Source organism: Vibrio sp. QJM3NY_35, from assembly GCF_057785915.1.
The window spans coordinates 641,888-658,941 of record NZ_CM173507.1 but is presented as its reverse complement, the minus strand read 5'-3'; the positions used below and the strand labels follow the sequence as shown (position 1 = coordinate 658,941).

11 protein-coding genes, 1 rRNA gene and 1 other annotated feature are annotated in these 17,054 nt (G+C 44.0%); of the genes, 6 read left to right on the top strand and 6 right to left on the bottom strand.

Going from position 1 to position 17,054, the window contains the following annotated elements; genetic code table 11:
* Positions 1 to 14 precede the first annotated feature (14 nt).
* From AC3CH3_RS02935 to rluD, 4 genes are all read right to left on the bottom strand, one after another.
* Positions 15 to 1,569 (bottom strand): 16S ribosomal RNA (locus AC3CH3_RS02935).
* Between the two features lie 616 nt (positions 1,570 to 2,185).
* On the bottom strand, positions 2,186 to 4,759 hold the full coding sequence (clpB, locus tag AC3CH3_RS02930; RefSeq protein WP_488537699.1) for an ATP-dependent chaperone ClpB: 2,574 nt from the start codon (positions 4,757 to 4,759) through the stop codon (positions 2,186 to 2,188).
* A gap of 142 nt (positions 4,760 to 4,901) precedes the next feature.
* The gene (pgeF, locus tag AC3CH3_RS02925) at positions 4,902 to 5,642 is read right to left on the bottom strand and encodes a peptidoglycan editing factor PgeF (RefSeq protein WP_488537698.1); all 741 of its coding nucleotides are present in this window, start codon (positions 5,640 to 5,642) and stop codon (positions 4,902 to 4,904) included.
* Between the two features lies 1 nt (position 5,643).
* Positions 5,644 to 6,618, bottom strand: a complete 975-nt coding sequence (gene rluD / locus AC3CH3_RS02920) for a 23S rRNA pseudouridine(1911/1915/1917) synthase RluD (RefSeq protein ID WP_019820953.1) — start codon at positions 6,616 to 6,618, stop codon at positions 5,644 to 5,646.
* Between the two features lie 137 nt (positions 6,619 to 6,755).
* On the opposite strand from rluD, the gene AC3CH3_RS02915 reads away from it, so the two are divergent.
* From AC3CH3_RS02915 to yjjX, 6 genes are all read left to right on the top strand, one after another.
* Positions 6,756 to 7,484: an outer membrane protein assembly factor BamD gene (locus tag AC3CH3_RS02915; RefSeq protein ID WP_017059363.1), complete on the top strand. Its 729-nt coding sequence runs from the start codon at positions 6,756 to 6,758 to the stop codon at positions 7,482 to 7,484.
* Positions 7,485 to 7,622: 138 nt separating this feature from the next.
* Positions 7,623 to 9,047 (top strand): MltF family protein, encoded by a 1,425-nt coding sequence (locus AC3CH3_RS02910; RefSeq protein WP_488537697.1) that lies wholly within the window; start codon positions 7,623 to 7,625, stop codon positions 9,045 to 9,047.
* Between the two features lie 425 nt (positions 9,048 to 9,472).
* Entirely contained in the window at positions 9,473 to 9,808 is a 336-nt protein-coding gene (gene hpf / locus AC3CH3_RS02905) for a ribosome hibernation-promoting factor, HPF/YfiA family (RefSeq protein ID WP_004735034.1), read from the top strand.
* A 110-nt stretch (positions 9,809 to 9,918) separates the two neighbouring features.
* Positions 9,919 to 10,040, top strand: a sequence feature (Phe leader region).
* Positions 10,041 to 10,052: 12 nt separating this feature from the next.
* The gene (pheA, locus tag AC3CH3_RS02900) at positions 10,053 to 11,228 is read left to right on the top strand and encodes a prephenate dehydratase (protein WP_488537696.1); all 1,176 of its coding nucleotides are present in this window, start codon (positions 10,053 to 10,055) and stop codon (positions 11,226 to 11,228) included.
* Between the two features lie 333 nt (positions 11,229 to 11,561).
* On the top strand, positions 11,562 to 13,940 hold the full coding sequence (locus AC3CH3_RS02895; protein WP_123302216.1) for a putative bifunctional diguanylate cyclase/phosphodiesterase: 2,379 nt from the start codon (positions 11,562 to 11,564) through the stop codon (positions 13,938 to 13,940).
* A complete protein-coding gene (gene yjjX, locus AC3CH3_RS02890) occupies positions 13,903 to 14,424 on the top strand; it encodes an inosine/xanthosine triphosphatase (protein WP_019820948.1) in 522 nt (173 codons plus the stop codon). The genes AC3CH3_RS02895 and yjjX overlap by 38 nt, the downstream gene beginning before the upstream one ends.
* Positions 14,425 to 14,542: 118 nt before the next feature.
* Here the strand turns inward: yjjX and trpR are convergent, their stop codons facing one another.
* On the bottom strand, positions 14,543 to 14,839 hold the full coding sequence (gene trpR, locus AC3CH3_RS02885) for a trp operon repressor (protein WP_019820946.1): 297 nt from the start codon (positions 14,837 to 14,839) through the stop codon (positions 14,543 to 14,545).
* A 172-nt stretch (positions 14,840 to 15,011) separates the two neighbouring features.
* Positions 15,012 to 16,961, bottom strand: coding sequence for a transglycosylase SLT domain-containing protein (locus AC3CH3_RS02880; RefSeq protein WP_488537695.1), 1,950 nt, complete (start codon positions 16,959 to 16,961; stop codon positions 15,012 to 15,014).
* Positions 16,962 to 17,054 lie beyond the last annotated feature (93 nt).

Genomic DNA, 17,054 nt, shown 5'->3' with positions numbered 1-17,054 from the left:
TGACTATCTTCGTATAAGGAGGTGATCCAGCCCCAGGTTCCCCTAGGGCTACCTTGTTACGACTTCACCCCAGTCATGAACCACAAAGTGGTGAGCGTCCTCCCCGAAAGGTTAAACTACCCACTTCTTTTGCAGCCCACTCCCATGGTGTGACGGGCGGTGTGTACAAGGCCCGGGAACGTATTCACCGTGACATTCTGATTCACGATTACTAGCGATTCCGACTTCATGGAGTCGAGTTGCAGACTCCAATCCGGACTACGACGCACTTTTTGGGATTCGCTCACTATCGCTAGCTTGCTGCCCTCTGTATGCGCCATTGTAGCACGTGTGTAGCCCTACTCGTAAGGGCCATGATGACTTGACGTCGTCCCCACCTTCCTCCGGTTTATCACCGGCAGTCTCCCTGGAGTTCCCGACATTACTCGCTGGCAAACAAGGATAAGGGTTGCGCTCGTTGCGGGACTTAACCCAACATTTCACAACACGAGCTGACGACAGCCATGCAGCACCTGTCTCAGAGCTCCCGAAGGCACACCTGCGTCTCCGCTGGCTTCTCTGGATGTCAAGAGTAGGTAAGGTTCTTCGCGTTGCATCGAATTAAACCACATGCTCCACCGCTTGTGCGGGCCCCCGTCAATTCATTTGAGTTTTAATCTTGCGACCGTACTCCCCAGGCGGTCTACTTAACGCGTTAGCTCCGAAAGCCACGGCTCAAGGCCACAACCTCCAAGTAGACATCGTTTACGGCGTGGACTACCAGGGTATCTAATCCTGTTTGCTCCCCACGCTTTCGCATCTGAGTGTCAGTATCTGTCCAGGGGGCCGCCTTCGCCACTGGTATTCCTTCAGATCTCTACGCATTTCACCGCTACACCTGAAATTCTACCCCCCTCTACAGTACTCTAGTTCACCAGTTTCAAATGCAGTTCCGAGGTTGAGCCCCGGGCTTTCACATCTGACTTAATGAACCACCTGCATGCGCTTTACGCCCAGTAATTCCGATTAACGCTCGCACCCTCCGTATTACCGCGGCTGCTGGCACGGAGTTAGCCGGTGCTTCTTCTGTTGCTAACGTCAAGAGATAGCGCTATTAACGCTATCCCCTTCCTCACAACTGAAAGTACTTTACAACCCGAAGGCCTTCTTCATACACGCGGCATGGCTGCATCAGGCTTTCGCCCATTGTGCAATATTCCCCACTGCTGCCTCCCGTAGGAGTCTGGACCGTGTCTCAGTTCCAGTGTGGCTGATCATCCTCTCAGACCAGCTAGGGATCGTTGCCTTGGTGAGCCATTACCTCACCAACTAGCTAATCCCACCTAGGCATATCTTGACGCGAGAGGCCCGAAGGTCCCCCTCTTTGGCCCGTAGGCATTATGCGGTATTAGCCATCGTTTCCAATGGTTATCCCCCACATCAAGGCAATTTCCTAGGCATTACTCACCCGTCCGCCGCTCGACGCCCATTAACGCACCCGAAGGATTGTTAGTGTCGTTTCCGCTCGACTTGCATGTGTTAGGCCTGCCGCCAGCGTTCAATCTGAGCCATGATCAAACTCTTCAATTTAAGATTTTGTGACTCAACGAATACTGACTTCAAAACTAATATTTACCGCTCTTTCGAAAAAGAACAGAAACATGTAATTCTAAAGCTATTACCCCTCTCTTCTTAAATAAATAGGAACAGAATGGTAATGAATTGACTGTGCCGAATAACTACAAGTAGTTAAACGTATTGGTCACTCAGTTCATTGAAATCAATTTTGATTCCGAAGAATCTGTTTTATCTAACGATAAAACGCTTGATATTCATCAACGAGTGCCCACACAGATTGATAGGTTTAAATTGTTAAAGAGCTTTTCCTTTTTGAGCGTTCCTTTTAGTAAGGAGCCTCTCGAAGTGGACGGTCATTCTAGCGAATTGGGTTCCAGTGTCAAACACTTTTTCCAGCTAATTTTTCAAAGCATCTTAAATGCTTATCACCGCCTCGTTATTCAGTTCAAACCGCTTGGTTATCCTTGGCAACAGAGGCGCATTATAGAGAGAATAATCCTTTGCACAAGGCCAAAAACGAAAAAAAGCCGCCACCGGCGACCGTTCGAACACTATTCACACAAAGCGTTCAAAATAGGTACGATTACACCTTGATTTTGGCCAATCGTACCTACAATTCTTACTTCAACTACTGGTGAGCAATAATGCGGTCGTTGTTTACTAATAGTTGTACTTTTTTATCTGGATTAATTTTTCCTGCCAATATTGCTTTCGCTAAAGGGTTCTCGACACTTTGTTGAATCGCTCTTTTCAAAGGTCGTGCACCATATACTGGGTCAAAACCGACTTGAGAAATTAACTTGAGTGCTTTATCCGAGACTTCAAGCTCATAACCATTGTCTTCCATTCGCTTCTTGAGGTGCTCAAGCTGAATAGCGGCTATCGATTGGATGTGCTCTTGGCCTAATGGGTGGAACACAACGCTTTCATCAACTCGATTCAAAAACTCAGGACGGAAATGTTTACCTACCACTTCCATCACCTCATTCTTTATTCCTTGGTAATCGAGCGTATTGAAATTCTCTTGAATTCTCGAAGAGCCAAGGTTCGAAGTCATGATCACTACCGTGTTTCTAAAGTCGACAGTCCGACCTTGTCCATCAGTTAAGCGTCCATCATCAAGAACCTGTAATAAGATATTGAAAACATCAGGATGCGCTTTCTCTACTTCATCTAGCAAAATCACTGAGTAAGGCTTGCGACGCACGGCTTCTGTTAAGTAGCCACCTTCTTCATATCCAACGTAACCCGGAGGAGCACCAACCAAACGAGCAACAGAGTGTTTCTCCATAAACTCAGACATATCGATGCGCACCATTGCATCCTCACTATCAAACATGAAGTTTGCGAGTGTTTTACATAACTCGGTTTTACCAACACCAGTTGGGCCAAGGAATAAGAAGGAGCCAATCGGCTTGTTCGGATCAGATAAACCAGCACGGCTACGACGAATCGCGTTCGATACCACTTCTACTGCTTCCGCTTGACCAATAACACGCTTGTGCAGAACACCTTCCATTTTAAGAAGCTTCTCTTTCTCAGCCTCTAGCATTTTAGAAACAGGGATACCTGTTTGCTTCGATAGTACGTCTGCAATTTCTGCATCCGTGACCTTATTACGTAGTAAGGTCATCTCTTGCATCTCAGCTTGAGTCGCAAGATCTAACTGCTTCTCTAATTCTGGGATTCGACCATATTGCAATTCAGACATTCGGTTAAGATCACCAGCACGTCTTGCAAAATCCATATCCATGCGAGCTTGTTCTAACTCGGACTTGATGTGTTGTGTGCCAGAAAGTGCGGCTTTCTCTGCATTCCACACTTCTTCGAGCTCTGCGAAATCTCGTTCTTTATCAGAAAGCTCTTCTTGTAGTGTTCGGAGGCGTTTTTCACTGGCTTCGTCATTCTCATTAGTAAGAGCTTGCTGCTCGATCTTTAACTGAATGATCTTACGCTCGAGCTTATCTAGTGACTCAGGTTTTGAGTCGATCTGCATACGAATACTCGAAGCCGCTTCATCAATCAGATCAATCGCCTTATCTGGCAACTGACGGTCAGAAACGTATCGATGAGATAAGGTTGCCGCTGCGACAATCGCTGGGTCGGTAATTTCTACATGATGGTGAAGTTCATAGCGCTCTTTCAAACCGCGGAGAATTGCGACTGTGTCTTCCACGGTTGGCTCATCGACTATCACTTTTTGGAATCGACGCTCTAACGCGGGATCTTTCTCTATATACTGGCGATATTCATCGAGTGTCGTTGCACCTACACAGTGAAGTTCACCACGAGCCAATGCTGGTTTCAGCATATTACCCGCATCCATAGAGCCTTCACCCTTGCCCGCACCTACCATGGTGTGAATTTCATCGATGAAGAGAATGATGTTGCCCTCTTCTTTTGATAATTCGTTAAGAACTGATTTCAAACGTTCTTCAAATTCACCACGATATTTAGCACCGGCAATCAAAGAGCCCATATCTAACGAAAGTACACGTCGGCCTCTCAAACCTTCCGGCACTTCATTGTTGATAATACGCTGCGCTAAACCTTCGACTATCGCTGTTTTACCGACACCAGGTTCACCGATAATGACAGGGTTATTCTTAGTACGGCGTTGAAGTACTTGGATAGTGCGACGAATTTCGTCATCTCGGCCAATTACCGGATCAAGCTTGCCTTGCTCTGCTCTTTCCGTCAGATCAATGGTGAACTTCTCTAGCGCTTGACGTCTGTCTTCCGCATTCGGATCATCGACCTTTTGGCCGCCACGAACTTGTTCAATTGCTTGAGATAATTTTTGCTCGGTAAGACCTAGCTCTTTAAGTAGGTTTCCTAAAGGGCCTTTGTCTTCAATGGCAGCAAGTAGGAATACTTCTGAAGATATGTAACTGTCTTGACGCTTTTGCGCGACCTTATCACATAGATTAAACAGCGTTCCCATCGCATTCGATAGCTGAACGTCACCACCAATGCCACTGACTTTAGGCACTCGGTCTAATATTTCGCTCAATTTAGAACGTAATTGAACCACATCAATATTCAGCATGGTGAGCAATGGACGAATTGCACTACCATCTTGATTCAGCAAAGACACCATTAGGTGTACAGGTTCTATATATTGGTGATCACGACCTAATGCGAGTGACTGAGCATCAGATATCGCAATTTGGAATTTACTAGTGAATCGATCGAGACGCATGCCAACCTTCCTACTCTTAGATATGTTTATCTTATGCTTAGAAGATGGATACGGTAACGCGGATTTTCAAGGGATAAGAATGAAGAATAGGGTTTATATGAAAATATAAATGGGCTGGATGACTAGTTGCACTAGCTAAAGATTACTCTAACCAAATAAAAGTAGCTTGGCGTCCCGTAATGCCATCACGACGATAAGAATAGAACGCATCCGCATCAGCGAAGGTGCATAGATTGGAGTCTATCACAGAAGTTACATCAACTTTGTTCAGTCGTTGCGTTGCAAGCTGAGACATATTCGCTAGCCATTTACCCTGTTCAGGCTTGGCTTTAAATGCAAGCTTAGCTTGAGGGTCAAAGCTAACAAACGCTTCCAACAGATCATCGCCGACTTCAAAGGCTTGTTTGCCTATTGCAGGCCCAAGCCAAGCAATGATCTTATTCTCTGAATCTAGTTTCGAAAACTTTGCGACGGCATTTTCAAGAATTCCACCAGCAAGACCACGCCAACCAGCATGAACGGCAGCAACTTGAGTGCCTTTCGTATCAGTAAGGATTACAGGTAAACAATCAGCTGTCATCGCAGAACAAACAACACCTTTAGCAGTGGTAAATGCACCGTCAGCATCAAGAATATCCGCCGTAGGTTGTAAAACCGTAACAACATCTGTTGAATGGGTTTGATTTAGCCATACCGGAGTTGCCGGCATGTTCGCTTGCTGCTTAAGCCAAGTTCTATTGTTTTCAACAAGCGAAGCATCATCCCCAACATGCGTACCTAGGTTTAATCCTTGATACGCACCAGTAGAAAAGCCACCTACACGTGTCGACGCAAATGCCTTCACGTTATTGGGTGCATTCCAGTTAGGGATGATCAACGACATATTAAATGTCTTCTTCTTTATTTTCGCGAGCATCAACACGTAACGCTTCAGCCATCACAACCATGTCATTTGGCACAGGAGCGTGGAACTCAACTTCTTCACCTGTAATTGGGTGAACAAATTTAAGCATGACTGCGTGCAGTGCTTGGCGGTCAAAAGAACGAATCATTGTTGTTAGTTCTTCAGATGCACCTTTTGGAATACGAGCACGGCCACCGTATGCAACATCACCTAGCAGCGGGTGCTGAAGGTATGACATGTGAACACGGATTTGGTGAGTACGACCCGTTTCTAGGCGTAGACGAATACGAGTATGCTCGCGGAAGTGCTCAGCAACACGGTAGTGAGTTACCGCTGGCTTTCCTAATTCATTTACGTCCATTAAGGTACGCTTAGTTGCATGACGGCTAATGCCTTTCTCTACAACACCACCAGCGGTCATTTTACCAATTGCAATTGCTTCATATTCACGAGTAATACGACGCTTAGCAAGAGCACGCACAAGACGAGTTTGAGCTGGAACCGTTTTAGCCACAACCATAAGGCCTGTTGTGTCTTTATCAAGACGGTGCACAATACCTGCACGAGGCACTTCTGCAATCTGTGGGTAATGGAAAAGCAATGCGTTTAGTATGGTTCCATCCGGTGTGCCTGCGCCTGGGTGTACAACCAGATCGCGAGGCTTATTGATAACCAATAAGTCATCATCTTCGTAGACAATGTCTAGAGGAATATCTTGTGCTTCCCAGCGTTCTTCATCTGCAAGTTCAGCTTGCAAGATGATCTCTTCACCGCCCAAAACCTTAACGCGCGGCTTAGTAATAACTTCGCCATCCACTTGGATTTTGCCGTCAAGAAGCCACTCTTTAATGCGAGAGCGAGAAAAATCGGTAAATAGTTCAGCGACAGCTTGGTCTAAACGTTGACCTAACTGGCTGCTTTTTACTGTGTCTGTTAATGTGATCTGCTGAGCCATATCGAACTTTTTTAAAAACCGTGAGACTAATACCCATTAGTATGGATAAAATAGAATAATTGCATCATTGTATCTGTTACTGGTTAGAAAGTAACGGAAGCTTACGAAATATTTAATTCAAGGAATCGACGCCTGACATGAAACACCTTACTTTATCGGGTCTATTAGCCGTATCACTCTTGGTTGGTTGTTCAAGTAGTGAAGAGATAGTGCCAGATGTACCACCATCGGTTCTCTACTCTGACGCTCAAGAATCACTGCAGAGCGGTAGCTGGCTTTCAGCAATAGAAAAGCTAGAAGCCCTAGACTCACGTTACCCATTCGGCGCCTATTCTGAGCAAGTACAGCTCGATCTGATTTACGCTTACTACAAAAATGATGACTTGGCACTTGGCCTCGCTACCATTTCACGATTCCTACGTTTGAACCCAACTCATGAGAAACAAGACTGGGTTCTTTACATGCGTGGCTTAACGCACATGGCGCAAGACCGAAACTTCATGCACGATATTTTCAATATCGACCGTAGTGACCGAGACCCTGAGCCAGTGAAACTCGCTTTTGCAGATTTCAAGCGACTACTCGAACGTTTCCCTAGCAGCCCTTATGCTGAAGATGCACAAAAACGCATGTTCGCACTTAAGAACCGCCTAGCAGAATATGACTTAGCAACTGCGGACTTCTACCTACGTCGCGAAGCGTGGATTGCTGCTATTAACAGAACGCAAGAGCTGCAAAAAACTTACCCAGACACCATTGCTGCGCGTAAGTCTTTAGATATCCAGCTAAAAGCTTATCAACAACTCGGCCTAGATGACGCTGTTTTAAGAACAGAAAAGTTGATTGAATTAAACCCACTACCTTAATCAACTTCCGACATCTCAACCTAAAAAGCGCGCTAATTTACTAGCGCGCTTTTTTTATCCGCATATCGCAAACTTGATGAATCGCATATTACACGGTATCTTCAGAAGATAACTTTTAACAAAACATCAACATGGAGTGTGGATGTGAGTAGGTTGTTATTATTTATCTGGATATCGCTATTTAGCCAATTATCCTACGCATTAGAACTGTCCCCATTAAGCAATAAGCCTTACATGGGTGACTTGGATGTGCTCAAAACCAAAGGAACGGTTAGAGTTCTAGTTTCTGCCGATCTTGGTTTCTATTACATCGAGGATGGTAAGCCAAAAGGCATCGTGGCAGAAATGCTCTACCACTTTGAGAAAAGCCTTCGTAAAAAACATCCCTATCTCAATGTTCAAATCATCCCCGTGCAACGAGATGATCTACTTCCGTCTTTAGAATCTGGCTATGGTGATGTCGCTGTCGCTAACCTAACGATCACCGACAAACGACTACGAACCATCGATTTTTCAGATCCGATGATTAAAGATGGTAAAGAACTCATTATCACAGGGAAAAAGGCCGAACCTATCACCGAAATCAAGCAATTGAGCGGCAAAGAGGTGTGGATCCGAGCAAGCTCGAGTTACTTCGAGAGTGTACAAAGAGTCAATAAAGAGCTTAACGAACTGGGTTTACCCCCACTGCATGTCCACTTCATTGAAGAATCACTGCAAGACTACGAGCTGATCGAGCTGGTTAACCAAGGTTATATACAGGGCACAATTCTGGACAGCCATAAAGCAAAGCTGTGGACTGACGTAATGAAAAACATACAAGTACATCATGATTTACCGTTACGTGAAAATGGCCAAATAGCATGGGCATTGAGAAAAAACAGCCCTCAGTTAAAAAAAGAGATCAACAAATACGTCAAGACTGCACGAACAGGTACCCTACTTGGAAATGTTATCTATCAGAAATACATCGACAACACTCGCTGGTTAGGTAGAGCACTCAACCCAAATAAAATAGACCGAGTGGCTAAGCTGTCAGATGTTTTTGAAAAGTATTCGAGCCAATACGAATTCGACCCTTTGATGATGTCTGCACAAGGATTCCAAGAGTCTGGGTTGGATCAAAGCAGAGTTTCTCATCGTGGGGCTGTTGGTGTGATGCAGGTATTACCAAGTACCGCCAAAGATAAAAACGTCAACATAAAGAACATCCATAAGGTGGATAACAATATCCATGCGGGTGTGAAATACATGCGTTTTATCAAAGACCGATATTTTGACGACCCGGCAATATCACCCGACAATCAAATCTACTTTACCTTGGCTTCTTACAACGCTGGTCCTGCTAAGATCAGAAAGATGAGGCGCATTGCCAAGCAGAAAGGTTACAACCCAAATATCTGGTTTAAAAACGTAGAAATCATCACTCGCAAATACGTGAGTAAAGAACCCGTAACCTATGTTGCCAACATCAATCGTTACTTCGTAATCTATAAACAATTACAAGCTATCAATGCTATCCGAGAGGACGGCACAGCGAGATTACTGAACACTAACGACTAGGATCGCCTCAATCCCAGAGCTGGAGAGCCAAAGGTATTAGGTATAAGCTAAAAAACACAAAAGCCGCATAATAATACTTATGCGGCTTTTGTTTATCTAATTATGAAGAAGCTTATATAGCGTTCTATATTACAAGACCTATATCACAAAACACTATTGAGTAAATTTCAATCAAGCACTTTCCATAGGCTGTAGGACGCCCCTAAAAACTGATTTAATTTTTAGCGAAGCCTTGCCTCCAAGTTATCGTTTTTCCTAAGGATAACAAGCATTTTTCGCCAAAAACATATCAAGACTTGCGTAAGATCACATTTGATTTTAATGCTTATCCCACCCAACCAAAACAAGATCTAGATCACATTCTTTATTCCTAAAAGTCGTAATCTGAAGTTAACCCATGAGGGATACAACAGAGGAAAACTTCTATGAAAATGAACATCACTGGTAAAAACATCGACATTACCTCTGCAATCCGTGATCACATAGAAAGCAAATTTAAAAAGCTGGATAAATGGCAAGTAGACATCATTGGCTGCCAAGCGAGCTTTAGCGAAGAACCAAACAAGAAGAAGAAGTTTGAAGCGGTTCTAACCGTACCAAAAGGCCAACTTGTTGCTTCATCAATCCATGATGACCTCTACGTAGCGATCAACGAAGTTGAGCAAAAACTAGAGCGTCAACTCAACAAGCTACGCCATAAACCTGAAGCGCGCCGCGCTGAAAAGCCTGAAATCGAAGAGCTAGAAGCTGAAGTAGAATAAGGAAAGAGAACAGATTAAAAAATAGCGCCTCAGGGCGCTATTTTTTTGCTTGACGCTCGTAGCTCGCTTGCTTATTGTGTTTAAACATTCATAAAACAATCACTTTTTATGCACACTCAATCTTTGTTTATTTTTGACTTCTTTTTTCTTCCGTAAATCGGAGGCTAAGTCGTTTTAGAAAAACAAGTCAAAAACGAACAAGAAGCCTCCCACACTAGGGAGGCTTTTTTATAAGGACACATTTATGACTGACAGCTCAATTTCACTGGATGATATCCGCCTTCGTCTTAATGATTTAGACGACGAACTCCTGAAGTTACTTTCGGAGCGTCGCAAGCTAAGTATCGAAGTTGCTAAAAGCAAGGTAGAGACATCAAAACCAGTTCGTGATGCAGTACGAGAGCAACAACTATTAGTTAAGCTGATCAACAATGGCAAAGATAAATACGAACTTGATGCGCAGTACATTACCAAGCTGTTTCACACCATCATCGAAGACTCCGTTTTACTGCAGCAGTCATACTTACAAAATCTAGCGAACCCGCAAAGTCGTAAACCATTGGCTCGCGTTGCATTCTTGGGTTCTAAGGGATCGTACTCTCACCTTGCGAGTCGCGAATACTTCAGCCGTAAGAATATGGAGTTGATTGAGTTAAACTGTAATCACTTCAAAGAAGTAGCCTCTACGGTAGAATCTGGCCATGCCGACTACGGTGTACTACCTATTGAAAACACCAGTTCAGGTTCGATTAACGAAGTGTATGACCTACTTCAACACACAACGCTTTACATTGTTGGTGAGCTTTCTCAACCAATCGAACACTGCCTAGTGGCGAAAAGTGATATCCGTTTAGAAGACATCAAAACGCTTTACTCGCACCCACAACCACATCAGCAGTGCAGCGAGTTCTTGAGCCGTCTTAAAGATGTAACCCTTGAGTCTTGTGCCAGCACAGCTGACGCCATGAAGAAGGTGAAAGATCTGGACGGTGATGATGTTGCTGCAATTGGTAATGCGTCTAGCGGCAAGCTTTATGGACTTCAGCCAATTCAGGGCAACATTGCAAACCAAACAGAGAACCACACACGTTTCATCGTGGTAGCTCGTAAGCCTGTTGAAGTGTCAACTCAAATACCTGCAAAAACGACGCTCATCATGTCGACTTCTCAAGAAGCAGGTTCTTTGGTCGAGACACTACTGATTCTGCAACGCTTGGGTATCAACATGACCAAGCTAGAGTCTCGTCCTATTATGGGTAACCCTTGGGAAGAGATGTTCTATGTCGATTTAGAAGCACATCTGGATTCAGATAATATGCAGCAAGCAATCACTGAATTAACAGCCATAACTCGTCACCTGAAAGTGTTAGGTTGCTACCCAAGTGAGAATATCAAAGCGACTCAAGTTAAGTTGTTATAGCTGAGAGGGAGTATCAGCTTTTAGCTAACATAAGTATTTGGCCTACAGTAGGCCAAATACTTAAATCACCATTTAGTCGAATACTATTCGGTCTAAGAACACTTACCCTAGCATGCCTAAAGCACAATTCACTTGTTTCGCACATTCGGCACGCTTCTCCCCTCCACTGCTTAAGTATTTCTAACAAAAAACCCATTAGTGGCTTTTTTATCAATAAAGACAAAACCTTACACCCTTCACAGGAAATCATCGAACTACGTGTAATTAATAGCGAGTAAGCATTAAGTAACATAAACTTACGCGCTTAAATTATAAATAGTGTTGTCATTAACTATGAAGCTAAGTACTAAAATCTTACTACTGATAACCCCTGTGATACTGATCAGTACCGCGGCTTCTAGCTATATTATTTATTCGACGCAAAAAAGCAGCTTCATCAAACGCGAAGACAACGCACTTCAGCTCAACATGGAAAAACTAGCCGGATACTTTCGTCAATCTCGTTCGTTTCTCAATAGCTACTCTTACACCTTGACCCAAAGCGATATGGTGAAAGGTTATTTTCTCACTGACCAAAATCTATCTCGCGATCTTGAACTGGTTAGTAACCTTCGAGAAGCTATAGATTTCCTGCAAGATGACGATGAGAGCTATACGGGTTTAGCACTTCTTAATGCTGACCGAAAACTGCGTTACTACGCAGATAATAGCAACGACTCACGCACTCAAATTGACAGTAAGATATTGGAGTATGTTGACCAGCACTATCAAGACACCCTAGCAACATCGAGTACCAACTATATTCAAAACTCCCAAGGCGAAGGGATGTTGGTTCACTATGAAAAGGTAGATAGAAAAGCGATTTTTCCAACCGAAAGTAATCAACCAAGCGATGTATTCTTTGTTGTTGTATCTGTTTCTCTCGACAAGTTTAATGCGCTTAGAAAACAGATAGAGTTCGACTACCAAACCAGCTTGTTTTTCACATCCATAGCGATTTCTTTGGAAAATGATGTCACCCATTCAGTCAAGCTGGCTCCAGAACTATACGCCACGGTCGATCCGGCGCAATTCCTGTTGGAAAACAAGCTCGATTCCATATGGAACAAGCTGAGTTTGTCGTTTGCACTGTCTGCGTTTGTGACTGTCGCTTTACTACTCATACTTCTGTCTCGCACTGTGATTACTCCGATAACACGGCTTGATCGACAACTACAGCAAGTAGAAAAAAAACAACGGAAGAACATTGAACGCTTAGGCACTCGAGATGAGCTTGGCCGACTATCACAGCGTTTTTATGACATGTACCAAGAGCTAGATAACACCTACCAACAAACCAAGCTCTTGGCCGAGAATGATCAGTTAACCCAAATCGCCAACAGGCATCAGTTTCAAACCTTCGTTCAGCAATCGTTGCCAAAACCGAGTTCAAATACCGAAACTTGGGTTCTCTACTTTGATTTGGATAACTTCAAGTTTGTGAACGATAAATATGGGCATCAAATCGGCGACTCGATTCTGGTCTCTTTTGCTCAGCGTATTTCAGATATTTGTCGCCACTATCAAACGGAGTTCGATGCTCACTGCATGCCAGCCCGACTTTCTGGTGACGAATTCGTTGTCTACATTAACGCTCCTAGTCACCGAGGAAATGTCGCGCATCGATTTTCGAGTGATTTACTGACTCCCTTACAAAAAGGGTTTATCACCGAATCAGGAAGCTTTCCGATCACGGTCAGTATTGGTATTGCGACCTACCCTAATGATGGCGATTCAATCGAGAAGCTACTGTCGAACGCGGATACCGCAATGTATCAAGCCAAGCGTGCAGGCAAAAACCAATTTGCTGACTATTCACGGGATTTAGACAAAGCGATTCAACGCCAAGCAAACATTGAACGTGCGCTTAGAGACAAGAATTTTGATGAAGAGTTTAGACTCGTTTATATGCCCTATATGGATTCAACCGGCGCGCATATTATTGGGGTTGAGGTACTATTACGCTGGGACTCGAAACTGTTGGGAGTAGTTCCGCCCGATGAATTCATTCCAATTGCCGAGCAAACTGGGTTATTCGAGCAAGTTGATCGTTGGGTAATTCAGAATGCGTTTGCTTCTTTTTACCGACTTCAGGCTCAATTTGACCACTCAATTCAGCTGTCGATTAACTTATCTTCTGCTGGGATTGAAACCACACACCTTGCCGATTTCATTAAAAAACACGCAAAAATCAATCATATTCCACCAAGTTTGATTGATTTTGAAATTACCGAGACCTTTTATTCGAATTCGGAAGGCTTTCCGTTGCTCAACGAATTGGCGGGGATGGGCTATCGATTAGCAATTGATGACTTTGGTTCCGGTTATACCTCTATCACTCAACTGGTGCAGTATCCAACTCAAAAAATTAAATTAGATAAAGCGTTTTTGGATACCTTGATTGAGACCGATAACCAGAACATCGTAAAACCTGTGATTGGACTATGTCATGCTCAGGGGAAAAAGGTCACCGCCGAAGGGATTGAAACTCAAGGCATGCACCAGTGGTTACAGGATGCGCAGTGCGATATGCTGCAAGGCTATTACTTTGGTAAACCTATGCCATTAGAAGAGTTGAGTGACTGGTACCAACAACATCAACTCAATCTACTCGACAACAAAAAGAATCCGACACATGAAATCTGTAATCATCGCATCGCTGAACCCAGCTAAAATTAACGCCGTTAAAAGTGCGTTCTTATCTGCTTTTCCTGATACTGAATTTGATTTCAAAGGCATCAGCGTCCCTAGTGGCGTTGCCGATCAACCGATGAGTAATGATGAAACCTATCAAGGGGCAGTGAACCGCGTGCACAACGCAACGCAAGCGCAGCCCTATGCTGACTTTTATGTTGGTCTAGAAGCAGGAATAGAAAAAAACGTCACCTTTGCTTGGATGGTTATCGAAGCGAATGGTCAACGTGGAGAGTCTCGTTCAGCGAGCCTTATGTTGCCACCAGCCGTGCTTGATAAGTTAGAGCATGCAAACGAGCTCGGAGATGTAATGGATGAAGTGTTTGGTACCGATAATATCAAACAGAAAGGTGGAGCAATTGGCCTACTGACACATAATCAACTGTCTCGCAGTTCAGTGTATCATCAGGCTTTAATTTTAGCGCTGATCCCATTTGTGAATCCTGAGCACTTTCCTACCTAATCCTTCGTTAAACTTCGAAAGACTCTGAAAACAATCTTCAGAAACAAAAAACGCTAACATTCAGTTAGCGTTTTTTATCGAATTCGTATTCGCACTATTCAATGATTGCTTAAGTCAGTTATGACTTGAGCAATAGATCGGCGATCACCGCTTTCTCTTGTTCAGACTTGGCCTTTAACTCATTCGAGCCTCTGGTTATCGTTGCCACACCTACTCCGAGCATTTGACTCACTTGTCGTTGAGACATATCGCCTTTCATAAGCTCACAAAAAATATTAATTCGAGCAACCAAAGCATCTCGCTCGTCAGGTGTCATCATCATGGTCAACAACAGTTCGTGCTGATCTTTTTCGACAGCCGTCTTTACCAAGTCCATCAGTTGTTGCCAATTATCATATTCAGGTTGTGGTGCCATATCTCTACACTTACTTTTAAATTCTGACTTTAAAGAATCGCTTAACGATTGAAAGCGTTGAACACTTTATACCGAAACACTTGATGTGATCCAATGTAAAAAGGCAGTAAGTGGAAATGGTTCGCACTCACTGCCTTTCATATTACTCAGCTTAGGGCAAAACGCCGAAGCTTTAGTATTTCATTTTTGCCTCATGGGGAGCTAAAAACGTTCCCTGCTCACCCAAGATATCTCGATAGTAAGTCTCAAACATCAAGATATTCTGAACGTAGCCACGAGTCTCTTTGAATGGGATCATTTCGATAAAAGCATACGCGTCTAGCTTTTCATCACTGCGTGAACGCCACTGCTTCACACGACTAGGCCCCGCATTATAAGCAGCAAATGCAAAGATACGGTTATCATCATATTGAGCGAGCAAGCCATCTAAATAGTGGCTACCAATTTCAATATTTTTACCAACTTCATAAAGGTCATCGCTGCCTTGATACTTAATCTTGTGTTTTTTAGCAGTATATTGAGCCGTCTTTGGCATGATTTGCATGATGCCTCGCGCACCAACAGGAGAGCGGGCCTCTGAGTCCATCGCACTCTCTTGTCTTGCCAAAGACATCAAGGTGATGGGATCGAGGTCATGCTTTTCTCCGTAGAAGTTAAACCACCACTTATGAGCAACAGGGAAGCGTAAAGCTATGTTGTCCCACATCTTCGCCGAGATGCTCGCTGTCACCGTAAAGTGATTCCAACGTTGCGTCGCAGCATGAGCGGCAAGCATCGCTTTTTGCTCTTTGTTTGCATTAGTCAGTAACCAGCGCCACTCACTTTTCGCTGCCGCAATTTTATCTCGGTCAATCAACTCACCAATACGCACCAAAGAGGTGTCGAATGGCTTCACTGTTTCAGCATTGTATTTAAGGGTCGATGTGGGGTATTGAACAGGCTTACCTAACTGCTTAGCCGCAGCTACACTGTAGAAATTACGCTGCCCCAAAATGTCTGACAGTCGCTTATTGCCTTTGTCTGTATCACCCGTCGCGATTTCAGCTCTGCCTTGCCAATATTGCCAACGCAGTGAGGACTGATGCTTCTCATCCAAGCGCGCTATCCACTCTTGTAAACCCGCCCAGTCGGCATGTTGAATAGCCAAGCGAGCACGTCGTCCAAGCAGTACTTGCTTTGATGAACTCGCCAACATTGTGTCTCGCCACTCCATCAACTCTTCAGAATCGGTATTAATCAAACGGAAGGTCAGGTAATCGGCAAGCTCTTGAGATTTCTCTTTCGAAAACTTCTGAGCGTTGATGACATCATCAAACACTTCTTGGGCACTGCTGGCCGATTTTCTTGCTAGTTTCTCAAAAGCAAACTCGGTTTGAGCTTGGTAGAATTCATTCGCAGGGTGCTTCTTAGCAAACGCAAGTACGTTTTCAGGCTTGTTGTATAGCGCCTTCATCTGCTTAGCTTGAGCAATTGACTCATCATGATCCAATTGCTTGATCAGATAGCTCATTAGCTTGCCGTTGCGGCCTTCAAACGCTAGCAGCATTCTGTCTAAGATAAGTTCATCGCTTCTTAAACCCGCTTGATCCCAGCTCTTAAACAGAGGGTCACAGGCATCATCAACACCACTGCCACTCAACCACAGTTGCTTCGCTCCCTTAAAAGCAAGCTCTTGATTGCCTTGCTCATAGTTCGCTCGGTAATAAATACATTGGTACTTTTCACCCACAGGCTCTTTGGTCTGAAATTCAAGGATGGTCTTCCACTGTTTTTGAGAAGCCAATGAATCCAAATAAGGCGCGCGCATTCGGTTAGAGAAAGGCAGAGCCTTATTCTCTTCGATGAATGCATCGACCTCAGCAGGAGTACGCTCGCCTAGACCAATCAAAAAGGCTCGATAATCGGTGTAAGGTGTTAAAGGGTATGTTTGAATTTTGTTACGCAGCGCCGAGTAGGCTTTTAGATCACGGCTGTCTAAAACCTCTTGCGCTCTATCATAAACATCACGCTGCATTTCAAGCTCGGAGGCGTTGCTAGCCATAGCCATCGGAGCCAGTGAAAATGAAGACAAAATTGCTGATGCAGCCACAGCAATTTTCGTATTACCAATGCGGAAAAACATTCGCTCTTTCCTTAGTGCGTGTATGAATACGTGAAGTCTATTTACGCCCGACATCACATCAAATGTAAAGAGTTTGAGTGTAAATATTATTAA